The sequence below is a fragment of the Streptococcus sp. 1621 genome (assembly GCF_013276615.1).
GTDB lineage: Bacteria > Bacillota > Bacilli > Lactobacillales > Streptococcaceae > Streptococcus.
On record NZ_VMLJ01000009.1, the window covers coordinates 1 to 26,403 of the forward strand.

The window sequence follows — 26,403 nt, forward strand, 5'->3', positions numbered from 1 at the left end:
CAGCTCTGACGAATGCGAAAGAGGACTTGGAAGCAGCCCTTACTCCAGGAGCATCAACATCTGGTAAGACAGAAGCAAGTAAGAAAGCTTATGAAGACGCGAAGGCAAAAGCTCAAGAAGCTGTAACCGAAGCTGAAAAAGTGATTGCGAACGCGAACGCAACGGAACAAGACGTAGCGGATGCGAAAGCGAAAGTGGATGAAGCGAAGAAAGAACTTGATAAAGCCAAAGAAGGCTTGGTAGATAAACCAACTTCTGTACCAAGTAATGATGGTAACACTAACAATAGTGCTAACACCAACAACGGTGATAATACCGACAATAGTAGTAACAGCAATACTAGTGGCGACACTAATAATAGTGCTAATACGAACAACGGCGGTACTACCACCCCTGCTGACAGCAATAGCGATAGTGTGACACCAGGTAACAGTGGCAACACTCCAGCCCCTGGTGTGACGACCGACGATAGTAGCAACACCACCCCTGCTACTCCATCGTCTACTGTTGGACAGGCTCAAGCAAGTACTCCAGCTCAAGAAACACCAGTTTCTACAAACACTCCAAACAATTCAGGCGATACAGCAACTCCTAGCGAGACTCGTCCTGTTGACAAGTCTGAGCTTGCTCGATTGGTTGAAGAACTAGAAACTCGTTTGAAAGACTTGGATGGTATTGATCAATCTGTCATCGACGCTGCGAAGGTCATTCTCGGAGAGGGTCAAGAAGCCCTTAGAAATGCTGACTTGACAGAGGCAGGCTTGAGAGAGGTTACTGCTAAGGTCAAAGAAGCACTCGAATCCTTGAAAGGTAAGCAAACGACTAAGGATGAAGAAGAAACGAAAGAAACAAGGAAAGAACAAGGTCATCTTCCATACGGTACGATGATTGCTAGTCTGCTCGCCCTTCTTGGTCTCCTTCTCTTCCTCATCGCGCGTCGTAAGAAAGAGTCAGAACTCAAGAAATTGATCAAGGAATTGACTAAGATTCTGCAAGACGGCGACCTTACAAGTGTAGATGCGAAAGTCCTTGACCAAGCACGAGAAGCTCTCGCTCAAGCAGTTGCCTTCCTAGCCAATGAGAAAGAGTCTGACCACACAGAAGATGAGTTGATTGAGAAACTCAAAGCTATTCTTGCTCAGTTAAGATAAGCGACATGTTGAAATATCGCAGGCGACCATAGAAGTTACTACATGGCTGGATAGCGTCATCTTCTAGTACAAGTAGAAGTCTTTGATGGTAGAGTAAGATAAAGAAGAAACACGAGACAAGTAAGATAGTTCATGAAATGGAACTGAAAATTACTGGTGTGGACTCTTGAAGGAAGTAATGGATAGAAAGAAGTTGAAAAGCGTCTTTCTATCCATCTTTCTTTAGGAGTGTATGTAAGCGCTTCGAAAATAGAAGGGGTAATGGAATGGGAAAACATGAAAGCAGAAAAAATAAACCTATTTTATTAGTAGGGAATGGTATCAATAGATTATTTGCGAGCGAGCCAGAAAATGATGATTTCTTTAATGTCGACAAGTTTAGAGGTGAAAAAGAGGCGGAGAAACGTTCATTACATGCTGAGATAAGCGATTCTTTAAGTTTTCCGATGAGGATTTCAGTAAACTATGAGGGGAAAGAAGAAACTGTCGCAGAGGAACTAACTGATTTTTTGAAGGATAAGATGACAATTTCAAAAAGGAAGAAAGAGTTTCTTGAGGATTTATTGAACTTAGAAGTAGAGAATATTTTGACGACGAATTACAGCTTTGAGTTTGAAAAAACAATTTGTACTAATCCATCTATTGGAAAAATCTTAAATCTATATGGATATAGGAAAGAGGGTGAAATCAGTAAAAAGGAAAAGGAACTAGGAATCTATCAGTATATAAAATTAGGTGATCGAAAAAATTATGGCATATACATGGAATAGCAACCAGAAAAAATTCTATTATACTCGGACAATACCATTATGGTTATTTGCTTTCGCAGGTGATAGGATATACGTCTGAATTATTAAGAAGATGGAATTCTAAAAATGATTTTTATCATCATTCATGGATTGATTATTTTGTAAGCAATGATGTGCATATCCTTGGTTTTGCTTTCGATTTAGCTGAAATCGATTTGTGGTGGCTACTCGCATACAAGAAGAAACATTTTGAATTTACAAAGGTGTATTTTTACTCGAAAGTTGGAGATTTAGATGATAATGTGAGAATACTCTTGTGTACATATGGCGTTATTATAAAAGAAATAAATGCGGCTGATTATCATGATTTTTATAATCAAGCTATTACTGAAATAAGAAATGGGATAAAAATGGATAGAGATTTTACATAAGAAATTGTAAGAGGTCTGTTCCCTCTTGATAAAATGACTCTCATTTGACTTTTTGCACCAAAAATAGCATCATATTCGGCGCAAAGGAGGCGTGATAGATGAACGATAAGCAGGAAATAGTAAACAGGATAGAAAATTTTGAATCGAATCAAGTTTTTATAGCAAATGATTTCTTTGATATTGCAGGAGATGAAACTGTTCGTAGTACATTAAATCGTCTTGTAAAAGACAAAAAGGTTACTCGCATTTTGAAAGGTATTTATTATAAACCAAAATATATAGAACTGATTGGAGAGTATGCAATGGCCTCTGTGGATGAAGTTGCTGATGCTATTGCTAGAAAATATAATTGGACCATTGCTCCATCGGGAAACACAGCCCTTAATTTACTTGGTTTATCTACGCAGGTACCAGCAAAATGGACCTATATATCAGATGGAAGATATGCCAGTTTTAATGTTGGTAAGGCAAGGATAGAATTTAAGCATAGAAATAATGGAGATATTTCAAATATGTCAACCTTAACTGCAATAGTGATACAATCTGTCAAGGCAATGGGGAAAGAGAACATTACTTCTCAGCAGATTGACTACTTACGGAAAAAATTATCTGAAGAAGAAAAGTCAACATTACTAGCTGAAGGTAAAACTACAAGTGTCTGGGTATATAGTATTATCAAGAAAATATCAGAGGTATAGGGATGTTTGAGGATAAATCGATTGGGAAAAATAAATCAATTTCTCAGAATGTTTTTAGAAGTCACGGTGTCTATTCTAGCTTCAATCCACTAGAAATTCCATAGATAGAAAACTAGATGGTTCCTACAGATAGGGCTGATCGAGTTGATGTGAGATGCTTTGGCTTGCTAGAGGAATTGTGGATTGCCAAACTGTATCATTGAAATTATTGCTCAAATTTGTTATGATATAAATATGAATAAAAGTAGACTGGGACGTGGCAGACACGGGAAAAAGAGACATGTATTATTGGCTTTGATTGGTATTTTAGCAATTTCTATTTGCTTATTAGGCGGATTTATTGCTTTTAAGATCTACCAGCAAAAAAGTTTTGAGCAAAAGATTGAATCGCTCAAAAAAGAGAAAGACGATCAATTGAGTGAGGGAAATCAGAAGGAGCATTTTCGTAAGGGACAAGCCGAAGTGATTGCCTATTATCCTCTCCAAGGGGAGCAAGTGATTTCGTCTGTTAAGGAGCTGATAAATCAAGATGTTAAGGACAAGCTAGAAAGTAAGGACACTCTTGTTTTCTACTATACAGAGCAAGAAGAGTCAGGTTTAAAGGGAGTCGTCAATCGTAATGTAACCAAACAAATCTATGATTTAGTTGATTTTAAGGTTGAAGAGACAGAAAAGACCAGTCTAGGAAAGGTTCACTTAACAGAAGATGGGCAACCTTTTACACTTGACCAACTGTTTTCAGATGCTAGTAAGGCTAAGGAACAACTGATAAAAGAATTGACCTCCGTCCTAGAGGATAAAAAATTGGATCAAGACCAGAGTGAGCAGATTATAAAAAACTTCTCTGACCAAGACTTATCTGCATGGAATTTTGATTACAAGGATAGTCAGATTATCCTTTATCCAAGTCCTGCGGTTGAAAATTTAGAAGAGATAGCCTTGCCAGTATCTGCTTTCTTTGATGTTATCCAATCTTCGTACTTACTCGAAAAAGATGCGGCCTTGTACCAGTCTTACTTTGATAAGAAACATCAAAAAGTTGTCGCTCTAACCTTTGATGATGGTCCAAATCCAGCAACGACCCCGCAGGCATTAGAGACTCTAGCTAAATATGGTGTTAAAGCCACTTTCTTTGTGCTTGGGAAAAATGTTTCTGGGAATGAGGACTTGGTGAAGAGGATAAAATCCGAAGGTCATGTTGTTGGAAACCATAGTTGGAGCCATCCGATTCTCTCGCAACTTTCTCTTGATGAAGCTAAAAAGCAGATTACTGATACTGAGGATGTGCTAACTAAAGTGCTGGGTTCTAGTTCAAAACTCATGCGCCCGCCTTATGGAGCCATTACAGATGATATTCGCAATAGCTTGGATTTGAGCTTTATCATGTGGGATGTGGATAGTCTGGACTGGAAGAGTAAAAATGAAGCAGCTATTTTGACGGAAATTCAGCATCAAGTAGCTAACGGCTCTATCGTTTTGATGCATGATATTCACAGTCCGACAGTCAATGCCTTGCCAAGGGTCATTGAGTATTTGAAAAAACAAGGTTATACCTTTGTGACCATACCAGAGATGCTCAATACTCGCCTAAAAGCTCATGAACTGTATTATAGTCGTGATGAATAAGCAAGAAAAAATAGGTCTGTCAGATATGTGATAGACTTATTTTTTATAAAAGATAGTACTAATTAAAAAATGTTTTATGCTATAATTGATGAATAATACTCAATGAAAATCAAAGAGCAAACTAGGAAACTAGCTGCAGGTTGCTCAAAACAGTGTTTTGAGGTTGTGGATAGAACTGACGAAGTCAGTAACAATACCTACGGCAAGGCGACGTTGACGTGGTTTGAAGAGAGTATAAAATAGAAGGAGAAGCATATGAATACCTATCAATTAAATAATGGAGTAGAAATTCCAGTATTGGGATTTGGAACTTTTAAGGCTAAGGATGGAGAAGAAGCCTATCGTGCAGTGTTAGAAGCCTTGAAGGCTGGTTATCGTCATATTGATACGGCGGCGATTTATCAGAATGAAGAAAGTGTTGGTCAAGCAATCAAAGATAGCGGAGTTCCACGTGAAGAAATGTTCGTAACTACCAAGCTGTGGAATAGCCAACAGACCTATGAGCAAGCTCATCAGGCTTTTGAAGAGTCTTTAGAGAAGCTGGGTTTGGATTATTTGGATCTGTATTTGATTCATTGGCCGAACCCAAAACCGCTCAGAGAAAATGACGCATGGAAAATCCGAAATGCTGAGGTCTGGAGAGCGATGGAAGACCTCTATCAAGAAGGGAAAATCCGTGCTATCGGCGTTAGCAATTTTCTTCCCCATCATTTGGATGCCTTGCTTGAAACTGCAACTATCCTTCCTGCGGTCAATCAAGTTCGCTTGGCACCAGGTGTGTATCAAGAGGAAGTCGTAGCTTACTGTAGAGAAAAAGGAATTTTATTGGAAGCTTGGGGCCCTTTTGGTCAGGGAGAACTTTTTGATAGCAAGGAAGTGCAAGAAATAGCAACAAATCACGGAAAGTCTGTTGCTCAGATAGCCTTGGCCTGGAGCTTGGCAGAAGGATTTTTACCACTTCCGAAATCTGTTACAGCATCTCGTATTCAGGCTAATCTTGATTGCTTTGGAATTGAATTAAGTAAAGAGGAACGAGAAACCTTAAAAACGATTGCTGTTCAATCTGGTGCTCCACGAGTTGATGATGTGGATTTTTAGAAAATCATAAAAAGAATTGTACATTATTCTAATTTTTGATATAATAGTCAGCAGGAAAGAAAGTCTTATGGCGTTCTTCAAGCGAGCTTGGGATAGTGGGAGCCAAGTAGAACAAAATCAAGAGCTGGCGCTTTCTGTAGTATTTTCAAAAACAATGAAGTAATAAATTAGGGTGGAACCGCGTTTCTGACGCCCCTAGGTTAAATCAACCTAGGATTGTCGGACGCGGTTCTTTTGCTTATTCAGTCTATTGTGTGAAAGAAAGGAGAGACGTGGAAAACCTTTATCTTGTAAAAGACGATAGTCAACTAGCTGCATTTCGTGATTTTGTAGTAAGAAATACTGAAAAGTTGAAAGATTATCAATCTTTTTTAAAGAATGAACTTGCAGTCTGTGATTTACCGCAAGCCGTTATTTGGTCAAGTTTTAATGCTGCTACACAGATTATTAGGGAAAGCGCTGTTCCAGCCTATACAAATAATAGACGAATGGTTATGACGCCTGATTTAGCTGTTTGGAAAGAGTTGTATTTGTATCAGTTGATGGGCTACGAGTGTTCTGAGCAAACTCAAGCAATAGAAAGTCACTATCATTCTTTATCTGAAAATTTCCTCTTACAGATTGTAGGACATGAGTTAGCTCATTGGTCGGAGCATTTTTTAGGTGATTTTGATGGTTATGACTCTTATATCTGGTTCGAAGAGGGGATGGTTGAATATATTAGTCGCAAGTATTTCTTGACAGAAGAGGAATTTCAAGCGGAAAAAATTTGTAATCAATCTCTAGTAGAACTTTTTCAGAAGAAGTATGGTTGGCATTCATTGAATGATTTTGGTTCTTCGACTTATGATAAGAACTATGCAAGTATTTTTTACGAATACTGGCGTAGTTTTTTGACAATAGATAAGTTGGTAGAAAATCTAGGTAGTGTACAAGCGGTCTTCGATTCTTATCATCTATGGGCAAATACAGATAAAACTCTTCCCTTGTTAAATTGGTTTGTTCAGCAGAAATTAATTGAAAAAGAAATATAAAAACTAAAGGAGTAAACAATGTCTAAAAAATTGACTTTCCACTGCGTCAGTGGCAGAAACCTCCTTACAGTCGGACTGCCCCACGCTCAGCACTAGAGTGCCTGAGCTAGAAGCAGTACTAACTCGTCTTGCCTCGTATGATCGACGAGGCAGACTCGTGTCACAAGAATTTAGAAAAAGGAGTAAACAATGTCTAAAAAATTGACTTTCCACTGCGTCAGTGGCAGAAACCTCCTTACAGTCGGACTGCCCCACGCTCAGCACTATAATGCCTGAGCTAGACGCAGTACTAACTCGTCTTGCCTCGTATGATCGACGAGGCAGACTCGTGTCGCAAGTAATTTATAGAAAAAGGAGTAAACAATGTCTAAAAAATTGACTTTCCACTGCGTCAGTGGCAGAAACCTCCTTACAGTCGGACTGCCCCACGCTCAGCACTAGAATGCCTGAGCTAGACGCAGTACTAACTCGTCTTGCCTCGTATGATCGCCGAGGCAGACTCGTGTCGCAAGTAATTTATATAAAAAGGAGTAAACAATGTCTAAGAAAATAACATTTCAAGAAATTATTTTGACTTTGCAACAATTTTGGAATGACCAAGGTTGTATGCTTATGCAGGCTTATGACAATGAAAAAGGTGCGGGAACTATGAGTCCTTACACTTTCCTTCGTGCTATCGGACCTGAGCCATGGAATGCGGCTTATGTAGAGCCATCACGTCGTCCTGCTGACGGTCGTTACGGGGAAAACCCTAACCGTCTTTACCAACACCACCAATTCCAAGTGGTCATGAAACCTTCTCCATCAAACATCCAAGAACTTTACCTTGAGTCTTTGGAAAAATTGGGTATCAATCCTTTGGAGCACGATATTCGTTTCGTTGAAGACAACTGGGAAAATCCTTCAACTGGTTCAGCTGGTCTTGGTTGGGAAGTTTGGCTTGACGGTATGGAAATTACTCAGTTCACTTATTTCCAACAAGTCGGTGGATTGGCAACTGGCCCTGTGACTGCGGAAGTTACCTATGGTTTGGAACGCTTGGCTTCTTACATCCAAGAAGTAGATTCTGTCTATGATATTGAGTGGGCCGATGGTGTAAAATACGGAGAAATCTTTATTCAGCCTGAGTATGAGCACTCAAAATATTCATTTGAAATTTCTGACCAAGAAATGTTGCTTGAAAACTTTGATAAGTTTGAAAAAGAAGCTGGTCGCGCCTTGGAAGAAGGCTTGGTACACCCTGCCTATGACTATGTTCTCAAATGTTCACACACCTTTAACCTGCTTGATGCGCGTGGTGCCGTTTCTGTAACCGAACGCGCGGGCTATATCGCTCGTATCCGTAACTTGGCCCGTGTCGTAGCCAAAACCTTTGTCGCAGAACGAAAACGCCTAGGCTACCCACTTTTAGATGAAGCAACACGAGCTAAACTCTTAGCAGAAGACGCAGAATAAAGAGAGTGACAAATTACGAAAATGGGCGAACAGAGTGAGCCCTGAGCTAGTTGCCGCAGTGATGAAGGTATCCTTAGTGAAGCTAAGGATACTAGGCAAAATTGGAGACTTTTGGCTCCAATTTTAGCAATGAAACAACGAAGTTGGTTGCTTGCGTGCCAATCACATAAGGCAAGCTGGAAAATAAAAAGATACTTTTCGGAGAAAAAACATGACAAAAAACTTATTAGTAGAACTCGGTCTTGAAGAATTACCAGCCTATGTTGTCACACCAAGTGAAAAACAACTAGGTGAAAAAATGGCAGCCTTCCTCAAGGAAAACCGCCTGTCTTTTGAAGCCATTCAAACCTTCTCAACACCACGTCGTTTGGCTGTTCGTGTGACTGGTCTTGCAGAAAAACAGTCTGATTTGACAGAAGATTTCAAGGGTCCAGCAAAGAAAATTGCCTTGGATGGTGATGGGAACTTCACCAAAGCAGCTCAAGGATTTGTCCGTGGAAAAGGCTTGACTGTTGAAGATATCGAATTCCGTGAAATTAAGGGTGAAGAATATGTCTATGTTACCAAGGAAGAAATTGGTCAAGCAGTTGAAGCCATTGTTCCTGGTGTTGTAGATGTCTTGAAGTCATTGACTTTCCCTGTCAGCATGCACTGGGCTAACAACACCTTTGAATATATCCGCCCTGTTCACACTTTAACTGTTCTTTTAGATGAAGAAGAGTTTGATTTGGATTTCCTTGATATCAAGGGCGGTCGTGTGAGCCGTGGCCATCGTTTCTTGGGAAAAGAAACTAAGATTCAGTCAGCATTGAGCTATGAAGAAGACCTTCGTCGTCAGTTTGTAATTGCAGATCCACGTGAACGCGAGCAAATGATTGTTGACCAAATCAAGGCAATCGAAGCTGAGCATGGTGTACATATCGAAATTGATGCTGATTTGCTTAATGAAGTCTTGAACTTGGTTGAATACCCAACTGCCTTTATGGGAAGTTTTGATGCCAAATACCTTGAAGTTCCAGAAGAAGTTTTGGTGACTTCAATGAAAGAACACCAACGTTACTTTGTTGTTCGTGATCAAAACGGCAAACTCTTGCCAAATTTCATTTCAGTCCGTAACGGAAACGCAGAGCATTTGGAAAATGTCATTAAAGGAAATGAAAAAGTCTTGGTAGCTCGTTTGGAAGACGGAGAATTCTTCTGGCGTGAAGACCAAAAATTGGTGATTTCTGACCTTGTTGAAAAATTAAACAATGTGACTTTCCATGAGAAAATTGGTTCCCTTCGTGAACACATGATTCGTACGGGTCAAATCGCTGTACTTTTGGCAGAAAAAGCTGGTTTGTCAGTGGATGAAACAGTTGACCTAGCCCGTGCAGCAGCCATTTACAAGTTTGACTTGTTGACAGGTATGGTTGGTGAATTTGACGAACTCCAAGGAATTATGGGGGAGAAATATGCCCTTCTTGCTGGGGAAACTCCAGCGGTGGCAGCTGCTATTCGTGAACACTACATGCCTACATCAGCCGAAGGAGAACTTCCAGAGAGCAAGGTTGGAGCCATTCTAGCCATTGCAGACAAATTGGATACGATTTTGAGTTTCTTCTCAGTAGGTTTGATTCCATCAGGTTCTAATGACCCTTATGCCCTTCGTCGTGCGACCCAAGGTGTGGTTCGTATCTTGGATGCCTTTGGTTGGCACATTGCTATGGATGAGTTGATTGATAGCCTTTATGCTTTAACATTTGACAGCTTGACTTATGAAAATAAGTCAGAGGTTATGGACTTTATCAAGGCTCGTGTTGATAAGATGATGGGGTCTACTCCAAAAGACATCAAGGAAGCAGTACTTGCAAGTTCGAACTTTGTTGTGGCGGATATGTTGGAAGCAGCAAGTGCTCTCGTGGAAGCAAGCAAGGAAGAAGACTTCAAACCATCTGTTGAATCACTTTCTCGTGCCTTTAATTTGGCTGAGAAAGCCGAAGGAACTGATACTGTTGATCCAGTTCTCTTTGAGAATGAAGAAGAGAAGGCTTTAGCAGAAGCCGTAGAATCACTTATTTTATCAGGATCTGCCAGTCAGCAATTGAAACAACTCTTTGCGCTTAGCCCTGTCATCGATGCCTTCTTTGAGAATACTATGGTTATGGCTGAAGATCAGACTGTTCGACAAAATCGTTTGGCAATCTTGTCTCATTTAACTCAAAAAGCAGCTAAGCTTGCTCGTTTTAACCAAATTAACACTAAATAAAATTTGATAAACGGACTTTATCTTATCACAAAGGAGAGAAACATGGATCCTAAAAAAATTGATCGTATTAACGAGCTTGCCAAAAAGAAAAAAACAGAAGGCTTGACCTCAGAAGAAAAAGTAGAACAAGCCAAACTACGTGAGGAGTACATCGAAGGTTATCGTCGCACTGTTCGTCACCACATTGAGGGAATCAAAATTGTTGACGAAGAAGGAAACGATGTTACACCAGAGAAACTACGTCAAGTCCAACGTGAAAAAGGCTTACATGGTCGTAGTCTCGATGACCCAAATTCGTAATATGTATTCTTTCTTTTAACAAGGATAGATAAAATAATAACCAAAAGACTAGCAGACACAAACTGCTAGTCTTTTGTCACTAAAAAAGGAACCAAAATGGTTCCTAAAACTATCATTAGTAACTTGCACCAGCTGTAGCGTCTGCGCCACCACCGTGACCTCCAGCATCACCTGAATCTGAAGCTCCAGATGTGGCATCTGCGCCACCGTGTCCTCCAGCAGGAGCTACAGCATTTCCACCAACTAGACGTTGACCAGTTGTATTGAGGTACCAGTCAAGCCATGGTTGGAAATTAAAGATAATCTCATTGATTCCAGCATATGAACCATCTGGATAGTACATTGCTTGGTAATTATGGGTATTGATAACACCTTCAGGTGTTCCCGGCACAATTGTACGGACATATTCTTGATCTCCGTTACGTAGTACACCGACAACCCATTCAACGTTTTTCATTCTTTCAGGTGGTAGGGAAGCATGTACTGTTCCTAGTCGGCTACCTGCTTGAACGCGCACACGTTTACCATACATTGTATTTGGATCTTGATGGGCGTTATTATAGTACAAGAATTGGTTATTATCATCCGCATATGTCAACTCAAATGGCATTGCTTTCAAGAACATATCAATTTGGTTAACTGTCAAGATACCGTGGTCTAATTTAACGTAAGTATCTCCTGAAACAGCTCCAACAAGCTCAGCTGCTTTTTCTACCCATTCAGGATCATCAGGGTCAACACCTTGAATTGTAGTTGCGATTGGTTTTGTACAATATAAATCTTCTGGTGCGATTGGTTTTGGTTTTTTCAATTTTGAAACGACTCCCACATATTTTACAAAGTTGTCTAAACATGTTTCAAGGAAATTAACAGTTCCTTCATTTGTTATATTCCCATCAACATCAAAAGCTTCTTTGGCTTTACCAAGAAGGAATTCATTTCCTGGAAGAGTGTAGGCATTGACACCTGGAGCGTCAAGAATCTTACGAAGGTGAACTTGGGCACGAGAAGTACCTTGGTCGTAGTAAGAAGCTCCCACAATCATAACTGGTTTGTTTTCAAATGGATGAACTTCGTATGAAAGCCATTCAAGAACCGATTTTAGAGAAGCTGAGATTGTGTGGTTGTGCTCAGGAGTAGCAATAATGACACCATCAGCACGAGTAATTTTGTTATATAAATAACGTAATTGGAAACTTTCATCCCATTTTTCGTCTTGGTTAAACATTGGAACTTCATCAATTTCGAGAACTTCTAATTCAAATTTGAGTTTGAAGTGACGGCGGATGAATTCCAAGAGTTTACGGTTATATGATTGATCGTAGTTTGATCCTACAAGTCCAACAAATTTCATTCTTTTTGGTCTCCTATCTTACAAATTTTCCCAGTCAAAGTCTTCAGCATCTTTGCGAAGTAGGGCTTGTGCGTTACGCAATTTTTCTGTAATTTTTACAAAGATACGGAAGTCGTCAAAAGTGGCATCCAGTTTTTTAATAACATCAAGATCTACTAGATCTCCACTTGGATTAAAGGCTTGAAGAGAATGTGAAAGCAAGAATTCATCAGGAAGGACACTTGCTTTGATTTCTGGTGCGTTTAAGATTTGGCGAAGTTGCATTTGAGCACGTGATGAACCAAGCGTACCGTAAGAAGCACCTGTAATCATGATTGGTTTGTTCAAGAGTGGGTAAATACCATAAGACAACCAAGCAAGAGCGCTCATCAAAACAGCTGGGATAGAGTGGTCGTACTCAGGAGTACCGATAATAACGCCATCTGCCTCTTCGATTTTAGCAGCAATTTCTAAGATTTCAGCAGGTACTTGCTTGTCAGCTGGTTTGTTGAAGACAGGGATATCCTTGATTTCAACAAGTTCAATTTCAGCTTTTTCAGCAAAGTGTTTTTGCATGTATTGAAGCAATTGACGGTTTGTAGAACGTTTTGAATTTGTTCCAACAATAGCAATAAGTTTTAACATGAGATTTCCTTTCTCTTTTTACATAATACAATTTTAAAACTCCATTGAAACAGTTGTCTCTATAGAGTAGGAATTCCTGAAGAACAGCTTAGGTGGCCCTCTTTATCGATGAGGATGGCTTCGATGCCCTCCAAACTTTCGACTTGCCAAAGGATAGAAGCAGGTCTTTCTCCAAAGAGTCGAGTTGTCCAGATTTCACCATCAACTGACTTATCAGAGATAATTGTGAGACTAGCGAGTTCTGTTTCAACAGGATATCCTGTTTGACTGTCAAAAATATGATGGTAATCTTTTCCGTCGACTGTCAGGTGACGTTCATAAATGCCTGAAGTCACGACAGATTTATTGACAACAGGGATGGTCATTAAGTGATTTCCCCTCGGATTGGCTGGGTCTTGAATCCCAATTTGCCAAGGCTGATTTCCTCTTGCCTGATTTTTTCCAATGGTCAGGATATTCCCTCCCAGATTGATCAAGGCAGATGTCACTCCCTCTTCTCTCAGAAATTGTGCAACCTTATCCGCACTGTATCCTTTGGCTAAACAACCTAGATCGATCTTCATTCCTTTTTGTTTCAAGAACACAGTGGAAGCAGAAGAGTCTAACTCGATATCATGAGGATTGATTAAAGGGAGCACCGATTCAATTTCTTGAGGTTGGGCAACTTTGGCATCTGAAAAACCGATACGCCAGGTTTGAATTAGGGGACCAATGCTGATGTTGAGATGACTAGAGGGCGCTAGGCTATGCTCTAACCCAAGTGAAATTAGCTCAAACAGGTCTGGATGAACCGTGACGGGGGCTATTCCAGCTTGATGATTGATTTCCATCAACTCAGATTCCTGACTATTGGCATTGAAGCGGTATTCGAGCTCTCTGAGTAAATCAAAGGATTTTTGGAGCAAGCTATCGGCTCGCTCATCTACTAATGAAATAGTGATAGTAGTCCCCATTAGCCGTTCAGAATGTGAACTAAGAGGCAAGCTACCAACTCCTTTCTCTTATAGAAAATAAGTTGTAATATCAAGTAATTATCTAAATTGAAGCCCTTACATTTTATTTTCATGTTATTAGAATACCATAAAGTTAGACTTTTCACAAATAAAATTTGGAAAAAGTCAAGAAATATGCTCATAAAATTCATGAGGCTTGAAAACAGGATAAATGGAGAATTATTTTTGATAAAAAATCCTGAAATAATAGTAAACCACTTGTAAACGCTAACAGTAAATGTTATACTAGTAGAGTAAATTTAAAATTGAAGGTAGGAATTTTTCTATGAGTAAAATCGTTGTAGTCGGTGCTAACCACGCTGGTACAGCATGTATCAATACCATGTTGGATAATTTTGGAAATGAGAACGAAATTGTTGTATTTGACCAAAACTCTAACATCTCTTTCCTAGGATGTGGAATGGCCCTTTGGATTGGTGAGCAAATTGACGGTGCTGAAGGCTTGTTCTATTCTGATAAAGAAAAATTGGAAGCTAAAGGTGCTAAGGTTTATATGAATTCACCAGTTCTTTCAATCGACTATGATAACAAAGTGGTTACAGCAGAAGTTGAAGGAAAAGAGCACAAAGAATCATACGAAAAATTGATTTTCGCTACAGGTTCTACACCAATCTTGCCACCAATCGAAGGTGTTGAAATTGTTAAAGGAAACCGCGAATTTAAAGCAACTCTTGAAAATGTACAATTCGTGAAATTGTACCAAAACGCTGAAGAAGTTATCAATAAACTTGCTGACAAGAGCCAACACCTTGACCGTATTGCTGTTGTTGGTGGTGGTTATATCGGTGTTGAACTTGCTGAAGCTTTCGAGCGTCTTGGAAAAGAAGTTGTCCTTGTTGATATCGTAGACACTGTTTTGAACGGCTACTACGACAAAGACTTCACACAAATGATGGCCAAGAACTTGGAAGACCACAACATCCGCTTGGCTCTTGGTCAAACTGTTAAAGCAATCGAAGGTGACGGTAAAGTTGAACGCTTGATTACTGACAAAGAAAGTTTCGACGTGGATATGGTTGTTCTTGCAGTTGGTTTCCGTCCAAACACAGCACTTGCTGATGGTAAGATTGAACTCTTCCGCAACGGTGCCTTCCTTGTAGATAAGAAACAAGAAACATCTATCCCAGGTGTATTTGCCGTTGGTGACTGTGCGACTGTCTATGACAATGCTCGTAAAGACACTAGTTACATCGCCCTTGCTTCAAACGCTGTTCGTACTGGTATCGTTGGTGCCTACAATGCTTGTGGACATGAATTGGAAGGAATCGGTGTGCAAGGTTCAAACGGTATCTCAATCTATGGTCTTCACATGGTTTCAACTGGTTTGACTCTTGAAAAAGCAAAAGCTGCTGGTTACAACGCAACTGAAACAGGCTTTAACGATCTTCAAAAACCAGAATTTATGAAGCATGACAATCATGAAGTTGCCATCAAGATTGTCTTTGACAAAGATAGCCGTGAGATTCTTGGTGCCCAAATGGTTTCACACGATTCTGCAATCAGCATGGGAATTCACATGTTCTCACTTGCTATCCAAGAGCATGTTACAATTGATAAATTGGCATTGACAGACCTCTTCTTCTTGCCACACTTCAACAAACCATACAACTACATTACAATGGCTGCCCTTACAGCTGAAAAATAATATTTGATGAACTATTTGGCCTTAAGTTAAGGTCAGATAGTTTTTTTAGTCAATGTGTACCCATACAATTATCCATTTTTTATCTTGTGATTCCTTCTAATCTAACTTAAAATGAAATAGTAGCTACCAATACAAATGATGAGGATAAAGAAATGACTGAAAATCGTTATGAATTAAATAAAAACTTGGCACAGATGCTCAAGGGCGGTGTAATCATGGACGTTCAGAACCCTGAACAGGCCCGTATTGCAGAGGCTGCTGGTGCGGCAGCTGTGATGGCCTTGGAACGGATTCCAGCTGATATTCGTGCAGCTGGTGGCGTTTCCCGCATGAGTGATCCAAAGATGATTAAGGAAATCCAAGAAGCGGTTAGTATTCCAGTAATGGCTAAGGTCAGAATCGGGCATTTTGTGGAAGCTCAGATTTTAGAGGCTATTGAAATTGACTATATCGACGAGAGTGAAGTTCTATCGCCAGCTGACGACCGTTTCCATGTGGACAAGAAAGAATTCCAAGTTCCTTTTGTCTGTGGGGCTAAGGACTTGGGTGAAGCCTTGCGTCGTATCGCTGAAGGTGCTTCTATGATTCGTACAAAAGGAGAACCGGGTACGGGGGATATTGTTCAAGCTGTTCGACATATGCGTATGATGAATCAGGAAATTCGCCGTATTCAAAACCTGCGTGAGGACGAACTTTATGTTGCTGCTAAGGACTTGCAAGTCCCTGTAGAATTGGTTCAATATGTCCATGAACATGGGAAATTGCCAGTTGTAAACTTCGCAGCTGGAGGCGTTGCAACGCCAGCAGATGCTGCACTGATGATGCAATTAGGGGCAGAGGGTGTCTTTGTCGGTTCAGGTATTTTCAAGTCAGGAGATCCTGTTAAACGAGCGAGCGCCATTGTTAAGGCTGTGACTAACTTCCGTAATCCTCAAATCCTAGCTCAAATCTCTGAAGATTTAGGAGAAGCCATGGTTGGTATCAATGAAAATGAAATCCAAATTCTCATGGCTGAGCGAGGAAAATAGATGAAAATCGGAATATTGGCCTTGCAAGGTGCCTTTGCAGAGCATGCAAAAGTACTAGAGAGATTAGGTGTCGAGAGTGTTGAAATCAGAAATTTAGAGGATTTTCAGCAAGATCAGACTGACTTGTCGGGTTTGATTTTGCCTGGTGGTGAGTCTACAACTATGGGCAAGCTCTTACGTGAGCAGGACATGCTGATTCCCATTCGAGAAATCATTCTGTCTGGTTTACCAGCCTTTGGGACCTGTGCGGGTTTAATTTTGCTGGCTAAGAAAATCGCTTCTCAAGAAGAAAGTCATCTAGGAACTATGGATATGGTGGTCGAGCGCAATGCCTATGGGCGCCAATTAGGAAGTTTCTACACGGAAGCAGAATGTAAGGGAGTCGGTCAGATTCCAATGACCTTTATCCGTGGTCCAATTATTAGCAGTGTTGGAGAGGATGTAGAAATTCTAGCAACAGTGAACAATCAAATCGTTGCAGCCCAAGAAAAAAATATGCTGGTGACCTCTTTTCATCCAGAATTGACTGATGATGTGCGCTTGCACCAGTACTTTATCAATATGTGTAAAGAAAAAAGTTGAGATTGAATTTCTCAACTTTTTTACATGTAATAAACAATGGCAATGTATTGGAGGGCAGATGCGGCTAGGATAAAGAGATGCCAAATCATGTGGAAATAAGGTTTTTTCTTGGCGTAAAATCCAGCCCCAACTGTATAACAAAGTCCGCCAGTTACCATGAGACTCCAGAAAATTGGTGTCGTTTGACTGATAATGGCAGGAATGATAGCCAGAACCAACCAGCCCATAATCAGGTAAAGAGCAAGGCTAAATTTCTCATTGACTTTTTTAGCAAAGATTTTATAGAGAATACCAAAGATGGTCGTTCCCCATTGAATGGCAATAATCAGATAGCCAAACCAGTTATTCATCAAGGTTAAGACGACTGGCGTATAAGAGCCTGCGATAGCCACATAAATCATAGAATGGTCAATAATTCTCAAGACATATTTATGGGTCGAACCATAGGCCATAGAGTGGTAAATGGTGGATGAGAGGAACATGAGAAAGAGACTAATAACAAAAATGGAAACGCCGATAGAGGATAAAAATCCGTGTATCTCATAACTATAGGTTGATGAAATAGGCAGTAAGATGAGCATGATAACTGCACCTACGGCATGGGTCACGCTATTAGCAATCTCCTCTCCAAAACTAAGTTGTTTGCTGAGTTTAAGACTAGTGTTCATTGGATTACCTCCTCTTGAGTATGATGGATTAAGGCTAGGGTTTGATGATAGAGTTTAACGGTTTGGCAGCTGGTTTGGATAATGGGGTTAGCTGGATCAATTCCTTGGTTCATGTAGTCCACAAAAGCATCGTAGAGTTGGTCTGAACTTGCTTGAGTTTGGAGAGTATTCAGTGTCTGAGCTATTTCTTGAATCGAAAATACAGATTTGAGGGTTGTGATAGCAATCAGACGGGCAATCTGTTGGCGTTGGTATTTTTTCTTGTCAGGCTTTGTAAGATAACCATGTTTGACATAGTTATTGACCATGGATGCTGTTAGCCCCTTATCTTTATCTGGAGAGACAGGAGCGCAGACCTGATTGACATAGAGCAAAACCTGGTCCAGATAGAGGTCAATGTTTGGAATTTCTGCCCATTTTGGGTAGGAAAAGGTAATTTTCATTTTAAACTCCTTATAATCTAGTTTTAATAACTAGATTATAAAATAATAAAAACAGAAAGTCAAGTTTTAACTGCTTGTGAAAAGGCTTGAATTATGCTATGATGGGAGAAACTAGTCAGAAATGAGGAGAAAAGATGGAGATTCGTTTAGCTTTTCCAAATGAAGTAGATACCATCATGCAGGTGATGGAGGAAGCCAAGAAATGTTTAGCAGATGCTGGTAGTGACCAGTGGCAAAATGGTTATCCAAATGCGGACATTATTATCGATGATATTATCTCAGGTCAAGCCTACGTAGCCTTGGAAGAGGGAGAACTACTAGCCTATGCAGCTGTGACCAAAAGTCCAGAGGCAGCCTATGAAGCTATTTATGAAGGAAAATGGCAAGCTGGAGAGTCAGAGTACCTAGTCTTTCACCGTATTGCTGTGGCAGCAGATGTGCAGGGACAAGGAGTTGCTCAGACTTTCCTAGAGGGCTTGATTGAAGGTTTTGACTATCTAGATTTTCGCTCAGATACGCATGTTGCAAACAAGGCCATGCAGCATATTTTTGAAAAACTAGGTTTTAAACAGGTTGGTAAGGTTCCAGTTGATGGTGAACGCTTGGCCTATCAAAAATTAAAGAAATAATGCAAAAGAAGTACGCAAAAATGTTCTACTCTTCGCCAATTGGTATTCTATCACTGGTAGCTGATGACCATTATTTGTATGGAATTTGGGTTCAGGAGCAGAAGCATTTTGAGAGAGGACTAGGAGATGAGACGATAGAAGCAGTTGTTAGTCATCCCATTTTAGACCCAGTTATTGCTTGCTTAGATGATTACTTTAAAGGCAATCCTCGGGATTTATCCAACTTGCCCTTGGCTTCAATCGGAACGGATTTTGAAAAGCGAGTTTGGTCCTATTTACAGGGCATTCCTTATGGTCAGACAGTGACCTATGGACAAATAGCCCAAGACCTGCAAGTGGATTCTGCTCAAGCAATTGGTGGAGCAGTAGGACGCAATCCTTGCTCTATCCTAGTACCTTGTCATCGGGTGCTGGGAGCAGGCAAGCGCCTGACAGGTTATGCTGCAGGAGTGGAAAAGAAAGCTTGGCTCTTGGAGCATGAAGGCGCAGATTTTAAAGAGATAAACAATAGAAAGTGAAAAACATGTTAGAATTTATCGAATATCCAAAATGTTCAACTTGTAAAAAAGCAAAACAAGAATTAAATCAACTCGGTGTGGACTACAAAGCTGTTCATATCGTCGAAGAAACACCTAGTCAAGAAGTGATTTTGAACTGGCTAGAAACTTCAGGTTTCGAATTGAAACAATTTTTCAACACCAGTGGAATCAAATACCGTGAACTAGGGCTGAAAGATAAGGTAGGAAGTCTGTCGAACCAAGAAGCGGCTGAGTTGCTAGCAAGTGACGGTATGTTGTTAAAACGACCCATTTTAGTAGAAAATGGAACTGTTAAGCAAATTGGTTATCGAAAACCTTATGAAGAATTGGGATTGAAATAGTTTTTACTTATCTCTTTGATAGATAAAATATATAACCTCCCTGTTTCAAAGTATGATAAACTAGTAGGTAGACAAAGTCTGTATCTGACCGTAGCAAATAATTTCATTGACGGCAGAAGTATGGTAGAATGAATCATTATCAGGAGAGGATGTTTTTATGAATGTTACAACGATTTTAGCATCAGATTGGTACCAAAACTTGATGCAATTGATTCCGGATGGCAAGCTGTTTAGCCTGCGTTCGGTCTTTGATGGGATTCCAAGAATTGTCCAACAACTTCCAACAACGATTATGTTGACAATTGGTGGTGCCTTTTTTGGCTTGGTTTTGGCGCTTCTTTTTGCCATTGTGAAAATCAATCGTGTCAAGATTTTATATCCCTTGCAGGCCTTCTTCGTTAGTTTCTTAAAAGGGACACCGATTTTGGTGCAACTCATGTTGACCTACTACGGAATTCCTTTGGTTTTGAAAGCCCTCAATCAGCAATGGGGAACTGGTCTCAATATCAATGCCATTCCAGCTGCTGCTTTTGCCATTGTTGCCTTTGCCTTTAATGAGGCAGCTTATGCTAGTGAAACCATTCGTGCAGCCATTCTCTCAGTCAATCCTGGTGAGATTGAAGCGGCACGCAGTCTGGGGATGACCCGAGCGCAAGTTTATCGTCGAGTGATTATTCCAAATGCGGCCGTTGTAGCGACTCCAACCTTGATCAATTCCCTCATCGGCTTGACCAAGGGCACGTCCCTAGCCTTTAGTGCGGGTGTTGTGGAAGTCTTTGCCCAAGCTCAGATTCTAGGTGGAGCTGATTACCGCTATTTTGAACGCTTCATCTCCGTTGCCCTTGTTTATTGGGTAGTCAATATCGGAATTGAAAGCCTCGGTCGTTTCATCGAGAGAAAAATGGCTATTTCTGCACCTGATACAGTGCAGACAGATGTGAAAGGAGACCTTCGTTAATGATTAAGATTTCGAATTTAAGTAAATCCTTTTCAGGACAGACTGTCTTGGATCATCTGGACTTGGATATTCAAAAAGGGGAAGTTGTAGCCTTGATTGGTTCTTCAGGAGCTGGAAAATCAACTTTTCTTCGTAGTCTCAATTATCTTGAAACACCTGACAGTGGCTCGATTCAGATTGATGATTTTTCAGTTGATTTTTCTAAAATCACTCAAGAAGAAATCCTTGCCCTACGCCGTAAGCTGTCTATGGTATTTCAACAGTTTAATTTGTTTGAACGCCGCACGGCACTTGATAATGTGAAAGAAGGTTTGGTTGTTGTCAAGAAATTATCTGACCAAGAAGCAACCAAGATTGCCAAGGAAGAGTTGGCTAAGGTTGGACTTTCTGACCGTGAAAACCATTATCCTCGTCATTTATCAGGTGGACAGAAGCAACGGGTTGCCTTGGCGCGTGCGCTTGCTATGAAACCAGATGTCTTGCTCTTAGATGAACCAACTTCAGCCCTTGACCCAGAATTGGTCGGTGAAGTAGAGAAGTCTATTGCAGATGCTGCTAAGTCAGGTCAGACCATGATTTTGGTCAGTCATGACATGTCCTTTGTAGCCCAAGTAGCTGATAAGATTCTCTTCTTAGATAAGGGGAAAATCATTGAGTCTGGAACACCGGATGAGATTATCCACCATCCTAAAGAAGAGCGGACAAAAGAATTCTTTGCTAGTTACAAACGGACTTATATTTGATATAATAGATAAAGGAAAACTCAGTTAGCTGGACTAGCTGAGTTTACTCTTTAAAAAAGATAGAAATGAGAGAAATCATGCTACTGCAACTATTTTCTTTATATTTCGAGAGTTTGATCTTGACCACCATCCTCGTCCTGATTTTTTTAGGGATTTGGATTGGACTAAGAGCCATGTCGGGAGTTGATAAGACAGCCAAGGCTCGCCAAGCCCATCTCTATGATATGATTATGATTGGAGTCTTGGTTGTTCCAGTATTATCCTTTGCGGTTATGAGTTTAATTCTTGTTTTCGAAGCATAATCCTTGCATGATTGACAAGAAAGAGTTAGAATAAAGATAGTTACAACAAGAAAGAAGGAAACTATATGTACGATACTATTATTATCGGTGCTGGACCTGCAGGGATGACTGCAGCCTTATACGCTGCTCGAAGCAATCTGAAAGTAGCCTTGATTGAAGGTGGTTTACCAGGTGGTCAGATGAATAATACATCTGATATTGAAAATTACCCAGGATACGCTAATATTAGTGGGCCAGAATTGGCAGAAAAGATGTTTGAACCGCTTGAAAATCTTGGTGTTGAGCACATTTATGGCTATGTTGAAAATGTCGAAGATCATGGTGATTTTAAGAAAGTGATGACTGATGACCAAACATATGAAACACGTACAGTTATCGTAGCAACTGGTTCTAAACACCGTCCTTTGGGAGTACCTGGAGAAGAAGAACTGAACAGCCGTGGTGTTTCTTATTGTGCCGTATGTGATGGTGCTTTCTTCCGTGACCAAGATTTGTTGGTAGTTGGTGGTGGAGATTCAGCTGTTGAAGAAGCCCTCTTCTTGACTCGTTTTGCCAAGACTGTTACCATTGTTCACCGTCGTGACCAACTTCGTGCTCAAAAGGTTTTACAAGACCGCGCCTTTGCGAATGAGAAAATCAGCTTTATCTGGGATTCTGTAGTTAAGGAAATCAAAGGTGAAAACCGAGTAGAATCTGTCGTATTTGAAAATGTGAAAACAGGTCAAGTGACAGAACAAGCCTTCGGTGGCGTCTTTATCTATGTTGGATTGGACCCTCTTAGCGATTTTGTTAAAGAATTGAATATCCAAGATCAGGCTGGCTGGATTGTGACAGATAACCACATGAAAACTGCAGTTGACGGTATTTTTGCAGTTGGAGATGTTCGCTTGAAAGACCTTCGCCAAGTAACAACAGCAGTTGGAGATGGGGCCATCGCCGGTCAAGAAGTTTACAAGTTTATCACCGAACATAGTTAATCATAAAAAAAGTTTCCAATCAGATGACTGGAAACTTTTTTATAGTCTATTTCGGAAAACTTCGTACATGAGAATGGCTGCAGCAACACTGGCATTGAGACTTTGAACATGTCCATTCATCGGAATGGTAATCATCTCATCAACCTGTTTTTTGATGTTGCTAGAGATGCCTTTTCCTTCATTTCCGATGATGAGGGCAATTTTCCCTTTTGTATTCCACTTGTGGCAAGGAGTCCCATTCATATCTGTTCCAAAGGTCCAGAAGCCTTCATCCTTGAGTTTATCTAAGGTTTGACTGAGGTTGGTTACTCGGGCAATCGGAACGTGTTCAATAGCACCTGTGGCCGTTTTGGCAACGACAGGAGTTACTCCCACAGCACGGTGCTTGGGAATGATGACACCTGAAACATTGGTCGCATCAGCGGTTCTTAAGATGGAGCCTAAGTTGTGAGGATCAGTTAACCCGTCCAGAATTAATAGCAAAGGATTTTCTTCTTGGCGTGTTTTGGCAAGGATGTGATTCAGCTCGCTATAGGCAAATTCAGACACTCGTAGAACAAAACCTTGGTGGACAGCACCTTCAGTCATCTCAGAGAGGGATTTTTTTGAAGTCCAAGAAATGGATACCTTCTTTTCTGTAGCTAGTTCCTTGACTTTCTCAACGTTCTTACCTCGGAGATCTTCTTGGAGGTAGAGTTTGTTTCCAGTGTTTGCAAGGAGGGCTTCGGTAACGGCGTGGACGCCATAGACAATATCATTTGTTTTCATGCCTCTATTATAACACAAAACCCCGTCTTGCAACGTGATTTTCTTTATTCTAGAATTAGTAAACCATCTTTAACTGCAAATGGGTCTTTTTCATTGATGCGATCGTAAAACATGATTCCGTTAATGTGGTCAATTTCATGCTGAACAACGATGGAGTTGTAGCCTTTGAGCTTGATACGGTGTTTTTCGCCATCCTTGTCAAAGTAGTCAACAGTAACGCGAGCATGGCGAACAACATAGCCAGGCACGTTGCGGTCAACAGAGAGGCAACCTTCTCCTTCACCAAGAGCAGCGTCTTGAACAGAGTGAGAGACGATTTTGGGATTGTACATAATGGCTTGCAAATCGTAGGCTTCCTCTGGAGTTTCACCTTCTTCAACAATATTAGGTACCAAAACAGCGATAATGCGTTTTGAGATATCTAACTGGGGAGCAGCCAGTCCAACCCCCCCGCGTAACCCCATCTTTTCAGCCATGACAGGATCTTGGGAATGTTTGAGGAATTGCATCATCTTTTCGCCAAGGATGATTTCCTGGTCAGACAAGGGAAAAGTGACTTCCTCAGCAACCGCGCGTAGAGTAGGATTCCCTTCGCGGATAATATCGTTCATATCAATTAAGTGAGCAGCTTTTGTAATACGTTCTATAGCAGACATTTTCTCTCCTTTCATTACCTCTACATGATAACACAAAATGACAAGGATTGAAAGTATTATAGCCTTTAGGATTTATAGAAAATAGATAGGATGTTCAATTCAATTGTGAAAGAAATACTTATCTGTGATATAATAAAAAGAAAAGGCTTGCATAAGAAAGTAGGGAGAATGAAGATGCAAAGAAGACAAGATAGAAATCAGGGTGGTTTAGCTTTTCGTTTTATGAAGGGCTTGGTAAACTTTTTTAGGAGTTATCGCAAGTGGAGCAATAAAGGATTTGTGGCGGTACTCTTGCTAGCAGTTGCTTTATCAATGGGCTTGGTCTTGTTGTTTGAAAGTTTCCAAGGCATGCCTCTGACCAGTCAAAAACGAGATACTATTTCTCAAGAGGGGACTAAGCAAAAGTCTCAGGAGCAGGAAGAGGAAAAAACTGCCAGAATTATGGCCCACGGGGATTTGCTCTACCACGATGGACTTTTCTTTTCAGCTAAAAAAGAAGACGGTACCTATGACTTTCATGAGAATTTTGAGTATGTGACACCTTGGCTTAAGCAAGCAGATTTAGCTATTGGTGACTTTGAAGGAACCATTAATAAGGATCATTATTTAGCAGGCTATCCTCTCTTTAATGCTCCTGCTGAAGTTATGGATGCCATTAAGGATGCAGGTTATCATGTGCTGGATTTAGCTCATAATCACATTTTGGATTCGCAAATTGAGGGAGTTATTTCAACGGCCGATATTATTGAGAAAGCTGGAATCACTCCAATCGGAGTTTATACGCATGAACCACGTGATCAGGCTCCGCTGGTCATTAAGGAAGTGAATGGTATCAAGATTGCACTGTTAGCCTATTCCTATGGATTCAATGGAATTGAACAGTATATTTCTCAGGAAGACTATAATCGTTATCTTTCAGATTTAAACGAAGATAAGATGAAGGCTGAAATTGAACGGGCGGAAAAGGAAGCAGATATCACCATTATCATGCCTCAGATGGGTGTTGAGTATCGATTGGAACCAACTGAAGAACAAAAAGCTCTTTATCACAAGATGATTGATTGGGGGGCGGATATCATCTTTGGAGGGCATCCTCACGTTGTGGAACCATCTGAAACGGTTGAAAAAGATGGAGACAAGAAACTCATTATCTATTCAATGGGGAACTTCATTTCCAATCAACGGATTGAATCTATGGGAGATGAAGAAAATGCTAAGTGGACTGAACGTGGTGTTCTTATGGACGTGACCATTAAGAAGAAGGATAGAAAAACAACTATCGGAACAGCTAAAGCTCATCCTACTTGGGTCAATCGAACACCAAAGGGAACCTTTTCACCAGAAGGCTATCCTTTATATCATTACCAAACCTATATCTTAGAAGATTTTATCGAGGGTGGCAGTCATCGTGATCAATTAGATGAAGCGACTAAGGAACGAATTGATACAGCCTATAAAGAAATGAACGAACATGTGGGATTGAAGTGGGATTAGTTTGAATCCAGAGGAAAGTAAATGACGATTAAAGTAATTGCGACAGATATGGATGGAACCTTGCTGGATGCTAGAGGCCAGCTGGATCTCCCACGATTGGAAAAGATTTTAGATCAGTTGGATAAAAGGGGCATTCGTTTTGTTATCGCGACGGGCAATGAAATTCACCGCATGAGGCAACTACTGAGGTACTTGGTGAATCGAGTGGTTCTGGTTGTTGCTAACGGTGCTCGTATTTTTGAAAACAATGAACTGATTCAGGCTCAGACATGGGATGACGCCATTGTCGATAAGGCTTTGGCTCATTTCAAGGGTCGAGCGTGTCAGGACCAGTTTGTGGTAACGGGGATGAAGGGTGGTTTTGTCAAAGAAGGTACTATTTTTACAGACCTTGAAAGTTTTATGACTCCAGAAATGATTGAAAAATTCTACCAACGGATGCAATTTGTGGATGAGTTAATATCTGACCTCTTTGGTGGTGTTCTCAAGATGAGTATGGTTGTTGGTGAGGAACGTTTGAGTTCGGTTTTGGAAGAAATCAATGACCTCTTTGATGGCCGTGTTCGTGCTGTATCGAGTGGCTATGGTTGCATTGATATCCTTCAAGCTGGGATTCATAAAGCATGGGGCTTGGAAGAATTACTCAAGCGTTGGGACTTGAACCCCCAACAAATTATGGCTTTTGGTGACAGTGAAAATGATGTTGAAATGCTTGAAATGGCTGGAATTGCCTATGCGATGGAAAATGCTGATGATAAGGCCAAAGCTGTGGCGACTGCTCTAGCACCAGCCAACAGCCAAGGAGGAGTTTACCAAGTCTTGGAAAACTGGTTAGAAAAAGGAGAATGA

The 26,403-nt window shown here is 40.5% G+C and carries 30 protein-coding genes; 22 read left to right on the top strand and 8 right to left on the bottom strand.

Annotation, left to right across the window (positions count from 1 at the left end; genetic code table 11):
* The 10 genes from HT697_RS01735 to HT697_RS01780 form a co-directional block, all read left to right on the top strand.
* On the top strand, positions 1 to 1,151 hold a 1,151-nt coding region (locus tag HT697_RS01735; RefSeq protein ID WP_173261890.1), incomplete at its 5' end, for an FIVAR domain-containing protein.
* Between the two features lie 266 nt (positions 1,152 to 1,417).
* The gene (locus HT697_RS01740) at positions 1,418 to 1,921 is read left to right on the top strand and encodes a hypothetical protein (RefSeq protein ID WP_239499811.1); all 504 of its coding nucleotides are present in this window, start codon (positions 1,418 to 1,420) and stop codon (positions 1,919 to 1,921) included.
* A 59-nt stretch (positions 1,922 to 1,980) separates the two neighbouring features.
* Positions 1,981 to 2,331 (top strand): hypothetical protein, encoded by a 351-nt coding sequence (locus HT697_RS01745; protein WP_240149829.1) that lies wholly within the window; start codon positions 1,981 to 1,983, stop codon positions 2,329 to 2,331.
* 98 nt (positions 2,332 to 2,429) lie between these two features.
* On the top strand, positions 2,430 to 3,029 hold the full coding sequence (locus HT697_RS01750; protein ID WP_173261894.1) for a DUF6088 family protein: 600 nt from the start codon (positions 2,430 to 2,432) through the stop codon (positions 3,027 to 3,029).
* A 234-nt stretch (positions 3,030 to 3,263) separates the two neighbouring features.
* A complete protein-coding gene (gene pgdA / locus HT697_RS01755; RefSeq protein ID WP_173261897.1) occupies positions 3,264 to 4,655 on the top strand; it encodes a peptidoglycan-N-acetylglucosamine deacetylase PgdA in 1,392 nt (463 codons plus the stop codon).
* A 255-nt stretch (positions 4,656 to 4,910) separates the two neighbouring features.
* Positions 4,911 to 5,753: an aldo/keto reductase gene (locus HT697_RS01760; RefSeq protein WP_173261900.1), complete on the top strand. Its 843-nt coding sequence runs from the start codon at positions 4,911 to 4,913 to the stop codon at positions 5,751 to 5,753.
* A gap of 272 nt (positions 5,754 to 6,025) precedes the next feature.
* Entirely contained in the window at positions 6,026 to 6,787 is a 762-nt protein-coding gene (locus HT697_RS01765) for an elongation factor Tu (protein WP_173261903.1), read from the top strand.
* Between the two features lie 537 nt (positions 6,788 to 7,324).
* Positions 7,325 to 8,242 carry a glycine--tRNA ligase subunit alpha gene (gene glyQ, locus HT697_RS01770; RefSeq protein ID WP_112444194.1) on the top strand — a complete coding sequence of 306 codons (918 nt, stop codon included), beginning with the start codon at positions 7,325 to 7,327 and terminating at the stop codon, positions 8,240 to 8,242.
* A 211-nt stretch (positions 8,243 to 8,453) separates the two neighbouring features.
* Complete coding sequence (gene glyS / locus HT697_RS01775; RefSeq protein ID WP_173261906.1) at positions 8,454 to 10,490, top strand: glycine--tRNA ligase subunit beta; 2,037 nt, start codon at positions 8,454 to 8,456, stop codon at positions 10,488 to 10,490.
* Positions 10,491 to 10,532: 42 nt separating this feature from the next.
* Positions 10,533 to 10,790 carry a DUF896 family protein gene (locus HT697_RS01780; protein ID WP_173218654.1) on the top strand — a complete coding sequence of 86 codons (258 nt, stop codon included), beginning with the start codon at positions 10,533 to 10,535 and terminating at the stop codon, positions 10,788 to 10,790.
* 115 nt (positions 10,791 to 10,905) lie between these two features.
* On the opposite strand, the gene HT697_RS01785 is transcribed toward HT697_RS01780, so the two are convergent.
* The 4 genes from HT697_RS01785 to HT697_RS01800 are packed head-to-tail and all read right to left on the bottom strand — an operon-like array spanning position 10,906 to position 13,903.
* A complete protein-coding gene (locus HT697_RS01785) occupies positions 10,906 to 12,144 on the bottom strand; it encodes an NAD(P)H-dependent oxidoreductase (RefSeq protein WP_173261909.1) in 1,239 nt (412 codons plus the stop codon).
* A gap of 18 nt (positions 12,145 to 12,162) precedes the next feature.
* Positions 12,163 to 12,768 carry an NADPH-dependent FMN reductase gene (locus HT697_RS01790; protein ID WP_049511449.1) on the bottom strand — a complete coding sequence of 202 codons (606 nt, stop codon included), beginning with the start codon at positions 12,766 to 12,768 and terminating at the stop codon, positions 12,163 to 12,165.
* A 59-nt stretch (positions 12,769 to 12,827) separates the two neighbouring features.
* Complete coding sequence (locus tag HT697_RS01795; protein ID WP_173261912.1) at positions 12,828 to 13,751, bottom strand: FAD:protein FMN transferase; 924 nt, start codon at positions 13,749 to 13,751, stop codon at positions 12,828 to 12,830.
* Entirely contained in the window at positions 13,721 to 13,903 is a 183-nt protein-coding gene (locus tag HT697_RS01800; RefSeq protein WP_173261954.1) for a hypothetical protein, read from the bottom strand. The genes HT697_RS01795 and HT697_RS01800 overlap by 31 nt, the downstream gene beginning before the upstream one ends.
* A gap of 143 nt (positions 13,904 to 14,046) precedes the next feature.
* Between HT697_RS01800 and HT697_RS01805 the strand changes: the two genes are divergently transcribed.
* From HT697_RS01805 to pdxT, 3 genes are all read left to right on the top strand, one after another.
* Entirely contained in the window at positions 14,047 to 15,426 is a 1,380-nt protein-coding gene (locus HT697_RS01805; RefSeq protein WP_050242086.1) for an FAD-dependent oxidoreductase, read from the top strand.
* Between the two features lie 152 nt (positions 15,427 to 15,578).
* Complete coding sequence (pdxS, locus tag HT697_RS01810; RefSeq protein ID WP_000138517.1) at positions 15,579 to 16,454, top strand: pyridoxal 5'-phosphate synthase lyase subunit PdxS; 876 nt, start codon at positions 15,579 to 15,581, stop codon at positions 16,452 to 16,454.
* Entirely contained in the window at positions 16,455 to 17,036 is a 582-nt protein-coding gene (gene pdxT, locus HT697_RS01815) for a pyridoxal 5'-phosphate synthase glutaminase subunit PdxT (RefSeq protein WP_173261915.1), read from the top strand.
* Positions 17,037 to 17,056: 20 nt separating this feature from the next.
* Here the strand turns inward: pdxT and HT697_RS01820 are convergent, their stop codons facing one another.
* On the bottom strand, positions 17,057 to 17,704 hold the full coding sequence (locus HT697_RS01820) for a hemolysin III family protein (protein WP_173261918.1): 648 nt from the start codon (positions 17,702 to 17,704) through the stop codon (positions 17,057 to 17,059).
* Positions 17,701 to 18,147 (bottom strand): DUF1836 domain-containing protein, encoded by a 447-nt coding sequence (locus HT697_RS01825; RefSeq protein WP_173261921.1) that lies wholly within the window; start codon positions 18,145 to 18,147, stop codon positions 17,701 to 17,703. The genes HT697_RS01820 and HT697_RS01825 overlap by 4 nt, the downstream gene beginning before the upstream one ends.
* 134 nt (positions 18,148 to 18,281) lie before the next feature.
* On the opposite strand from HT697_RS01825, the gene HT697_RS01830 reads away from it, so the two are divergent.
* The 7 genes from HT697_RS01830 (at position 18,282) to trxB (ending at position 22,636) form a co-directional block, all read left to right on the top strand.
* Positions 18,282 to 18,776 (top strand): GNAT family N-acetyltransferase, encoded by a 495-nt coding sequence (locus tag HT697_RS01830; protein ID WP_173261924.1) that lies wholly within the window; start codon positions 18,282 to 18,284, stop codon positions 18,774 to 18,776.
* Positions 18,776 to 19,294 carry a methylated-DNA--[protein]-cysteine S-methyltransferase gene (locus tag HT697_RS01835; protein WP_173261927.1) on the top strand — a complete coding sequence of 173 codons (519 nt, stop codon included), beginning with the start codon at positions 18,776 to 18,778 and terminating at the stop codon, positions 19,292 to 19,294. The genes HT697_RS01830 and HT697_RS01835 overlap by 1 nt, the downstream gene beginning before the upstream one ends.
* Before the next feature lie 5 nt (positions 19,295 to 19,299).
* Entirely contained in the window at positions 19,300 to 19,656 is a 357-nt protein-coding gene (locus tag HT697_RS01840; protein WP_000889092.1) for an arsenate reductase family protein, read from the top strand.
* A gap of 157 nt (positions 19,657 to 19,813) precedes the next feature.
* Positions 19,814 to 20,614 carry an amino acid ABC transporter permease gene (locus tag HT697_RS01845; RefSeq protein WP_050313437.1) on the top strand — a complete coding sequence of 267 codons (801 nt, stop codon included), beginning with the start codon at positions 19,814 to 19,816 and terminating at the stop codon, positions 20,612 to 20,614.
* The gene (locus tag HT697_RS01850) at positions 20,614 to 21,357 is read left to right on the top strand and encodes an amino acid ABC transporter ATP-binding protein (RefSeq protein ID WP_000590965.1); all 744 of its coding nucleotides are present in this window, start codon (positions 20,614 to 20,616) and stop codon (positions 21,355 to 21,357) included. The genes HT697_RS01845 and HT697_RS01850 overlap by 1 nt, the downstream gene beginning before the upstream one ends.
* Positions 21,358 to 21,434: 77 nt before the next feature.
* Entirely contained in the window at positions 21,435 to 21,659 is a 225-nt protein-coding gene (locus HT697_RS01855; RefSeq protein WP_164226726.1) for a DUF4059 family protein, read from the top strand.
* A gap of 65 nt (positions 21,660 to 21,724) precedes the next feature.
* Complete coding sequence (gene trxB / locus HT697_RS01860; protein WP_112444175.1) at positions 21,725 to 22,636, top strand: thioredoxin-disulfide reductase; 912 nt, start codon at positions 21,725 to 21,727, stop codon at positions 22,634 to 22,636.
* A gap of 39 nt (positions 22,637 to 22,675) precedes the next feature.
* Here trxB and rlmB read toward each other — a convergent pair whose 3' ends face one another.
* Complete coding sequence (gene rlmB, locus HT697_RS01865) at positions 22,676 to 23,404, bottom strand: 23S rRNA (guanosine(2251)-2'-O)-methyltransferase RlmB (RefSeq protein WP_138703006.1); 729 nt, start codon at positions 23,402 to 23,404, stop codon at positions 22,676 to 22,678.
* 44 nt (positions 23,405 to 23,448) lie between these two features.
* Positions 23,449 to 24,060 carry a peptide deformylase gene (def, locus tag HT697_RS01870; protein WP_004260025.1) on the bottom strand — a complete coding sequence of 204 codons (612 nt, stop codon included), beginning with the start codon at positions 24,058 to 24,060 and terminating at the stop codon, positions 23,449 to 23,451.
* 174 nt (positions 24,061 to 24,234) lie between these two features.
* Between def and HT697_RS01875 the strand changes: the two genes are divergently transcribed.
* Both HT697_RS01875 and HT697_RS01880 read left to right on the top strand, forming a co-directional pair.
* Complete coding sequence (locus HT697_RS01875; RefSeq protein ID WP_173218669.1) at positions 24,235 to 25,554, top strand: CapA family protein; 1,320 nt, start codon at positions 24,235 to 24,237, stop codon at positions 25,552 to 25,554.
* A gap of 21 nt (positions 25,555 to 25,575) precedes the next feature.
* Positions 25,576 to 26,403: an HAD family hydrolase gene (locus HT697_RS01880; protein WP_173235040.1), complete on the top strand. Its 828-nt coding sequence runs from the start codon at positions 25,576 to 25,578 to the stop codon at positions 26,401 to 26,403.